Source organism: Runella aurantiaca (assembly GCF_003339505.1).
In the GTDB taxonomy this organism is placed as follows: domain Bacteria; phylum Bacteroidota; class Bacteroidia; order Cytophagales; family Spirosomataceae; genus Runella; species Runella aurantiaca.
In genome coordinates this window covers 2,383-5,921 of record NZ_QPIW01000053.1, presented here as the reverse complement: position 1 = coordinate 5,921, position 3,539 = coordinate 2,383, and the positions used below count along the sequence as shown (strand labels likewise).

Below are 3,539 nucleotides of genomic sequence, written 5' to 3'. Positions count from 1 at the left end.
AGCATAGGGAGGAATTGGTTAGTTTTTGAATGTTTAGCAACTCCAAAATACTATTCTTTCACTCTCTATGCTATGTTGTGCTCTTTAAAACCCAGTATTATCCTATATTCCCTGAAAAGTTCGCGTTAACTTAGCTGAAATCAGCTCGGCGACGGGTGGTGTGGATGTAGATTCAAGTCCCGATAGTAACCCCGCCGACGACGGCACGCCAAAGAATGACGTGATCAACGAAAATGGCTTGACGGGTGGCGACGAGGACGACCACGACCCTGAGGTCATCACGGTCACGGCTTCACAAGTAGACTTATCATTGAAAAAGATGATTAGCACGAAGATTGCACAACTGGGAGACACGCTTACTTACACGATTAAAGTCTTCAACGAGTCAGGGACTTTGGCCACGGGCGTAGAAGTTAGTGACTCTTTAGCGACGTCAGTACAATTTATCACGGGCAGTTTTACGACGACTCGTGGCACGGCGACGCTTACTAATAATGTGATTGTCTGGACTATCGGCAGCATAGGGGCCAATGGAGACACGGTCACGCTGACGTATAAAGTGAAAGCGATTTCGGAGGGTATTCATTTCAATACGGCCGAGATCAGCAAGACCAACGAGCCCGATGTGGATAGTACGCCAGGCAATGGTAATAATAGCGAAGATGATAACGACCAAGAGTGCTTTACGGTACCGTTTAAGTTGTGCCCACTTGAAAAGATACAGGCGAGTGCTCCCGAATACCTGACCAATGTACAATGGTACAAAGATGGTGGCAGCACGCCAATTGTATCGGGTAATACCGTTCTGTTAAGCGAGGTGGGTACTTACACCTTCACGGCCTCTAATCAGCAATGCCCTGCTGGCGGTTGTTGTCCGATTATCATTGAGTCTAGTGATAACTGTTGCCCGACCCAAATTTGTATTCCTTTTACTATAACTAAAAAGCGAAAGTAGAGAAAAAAGTAACAGTTTAAAAAAGAGCGTCCCCATTGGCTTTGCTGGTGGGGACGTTCTTTTTTTTAAAAAGATGTATTTTGTAACTTTTAATAAAGGCGCACTAATGTAGGCGATAGAGTCTATGGCATAATTATTGACTCGCAAAAGTGTTACTCTCAATTTCCCGTTTTTTCTAACCTGCAGCCACAAAATAGTTCCGTTAGCACCCCTTTTGTTACCATTTATGCCTAATTTTTGTTTTTAGGTGTTGATTTGGCAAAGTCTTTGATGAAGACCTAATTACTTCTAATGCCTATAGCTAGACAATAGAAACCCTACTTATTTCAGATTAATTAGACAATTATAGTATCAACGAGTTCTTTATGAATATTACAATATGAAAAATGTATATCACGATTTTCGTAAATCTGGGATGTTCAATATTCAGAACAACGCTTTATTTTCTGAAGCATTGAAAATTTTGCTAATTTTTGTGTTTATTCATGCAGGGCTGAATAACGTATATTCTCAAACGTATGTTATGGGAACAGCGCCTGCTGGAAATAATGCAACGGTAGCTATCCCTGCTAACACCACAGTAACCCTCTACGACGATGGAGGAGCCGCTGGAAATTACGCCAATAACTTAGATTTGCGACTAAGTTTTACGGCTCCTGCTGGTTATCAGATTAGGGTGACTTTTACACAGTCCGAATTTGTAGGCGATAATTTTGGCCAAGACTATGTCAGACTCATAGATGGTACCAGTACTTCGACTACATCTTTTACCTCTTTGAACATGATTACCATGGGAGGTAGTGGTTATGTGCCGTTATCTACTGTAAGTACGTTAGGGGCTGTATCATTTCGTTTGAGAAGTGATGGGTTAAGTACAGCGGCTGGATTTACAGCCACGCTGCAAACTATTCCTGTAACAGTATATCCACTTAATGCTACCAATCAAAACCAAACATTCAATACAAATTTGGCTATTTTGGTAGATGATGGTGGCACTGCTGCTAACTATACTAACAGTCAAGATAGATCCTACACTTTTTGCTCAACGGACGGTGCCCCCCTTATTTTTGACTTACTTGCTGGAAGCAATGACTTTGGGGATGATTTTGATACCCTGTTTGTTTACGATGGGACATCCACCAACGCACCTTTGATTGGTTATATTACAGATAATGATAATGAGCGAAACTTTGCTTCGAACAACGCAGGCAATTGCCTGACCATTCGCATGAAAACAAATGCGACTAGTACAGCCTTTGGATTCAGGGGACTGATTTATTCGGCCAATCAATCAGGTGTGACCTATGTTCGCAATTGTTGGGGAGGGATGACTGCTGTTCCAAACACGGCTCTTAGTGCGAATGCAGGTAAAACAGTAATACTACACCGCAATGGGTATTACAGCGGTAATCCTCCCGTTTGTCAGGTTTATATCGACGCTTCGGGCGTTCCTCAAGAGAGTGAATGGGCTTTTTGTACAGAAAAGCCTGATAACGCAGGCGTTGATTATCGTGAATTGTCAGGGGTGACAAACTTTACACCCGAAACGGTTGGATCAGGTAATACAACAGTAACTTTGACTGAAGCCGCGCAAATTGCGTGGGTATTGGCAAATTATCAAAATTATGGTTATGATTTAGAAAGCTCAACAGACAGAAAAATTATACAGGATGTTGTTTGGCACATTACAAATGGGGATGCCTGTACAGTACAACTTTGTAATGATATTCCCGCAAACCCAAGTACTGCATCACCAGTTTTAAGTCTTGTAAGAACCACGACAGAGCCTCAACCAGTCAGTGGAATACATCAGTTTAGTTTGACTACTAACCTCACATCAATCACCATTACGACTTCAGATGGAGGGGCTTTGCCAATAGTTTCTTCGGGGAATGCGACTATAACCGTGAATCCAGACGGGACGGGAAATCTTACCATTACGGGTGGGGGTACTCAGACTGTAGTGTTAACCCTAACCCGAAATACGGCTGAAACAGTAACTTTGACCGCGTCGGCCAACGGTGTTATTCTAGATCCAGCTGGGTTTCTGGTCTATGAACCCAATTTCGGAAATGTTCAGGACTTCTTTGGAATCGGGAATAGTGTAAGCCCTTCAGCAGCTGCAAGTGGCACCTTTATTTGCTCTGATGCAGGCGATGATCAAACTGTTTGTGCAGGTACAAGCGCAACTTTGACTGGGGTTAATCCAACTACGGGTATTTGGTCTGCACAGACTAGTCCTGCTAATCCTGCTGGAGCTACCCTTGGAGCAACGAGCGGAGGAATCGCTACTGTAGCTTTTTCTGATGCTGCTGTGGGTACTTACAACTTTATATATACTACCAGTAATTGTAGTGATACTATAAGTATCATAGTTATTGCTAAACCTAATGCAGGTGCGGATGGTAATGTGTCGGTATGCGACAACAGCGCATTGGTAATAGATTTGTTTGGACTGATAACGGGCGAGCAGACGGGCGGCGTCTGGACCCGCACGAGTGGGACGGGTGGTAGCTTCAACGCGGCGGCGGGCACCTTTACACCTTCTTTGGGTGCAACGAGTTCGACGTTTACGTACACGATA

1 protein-coding gene is annotated in these 3,539 nt (G+C 43.6%); it reads left to right on the top strand.

What is annotated here, in order from left to right:
- The first annotated feature begins 160 nt into the window (after positions 1-160).
- Complete coding sequence (locus tag DVG78_RS29735; RefSeq protein WP_158550152.1) at positions 161-955, top strand: DUF11 domain-containing protein; 795 nt, start codon at positions 161-163, stop codon at positions 953-955.
- The last annotated feature ends 2,584 nt before the right edge of the window (positions 956-3,539 follow it).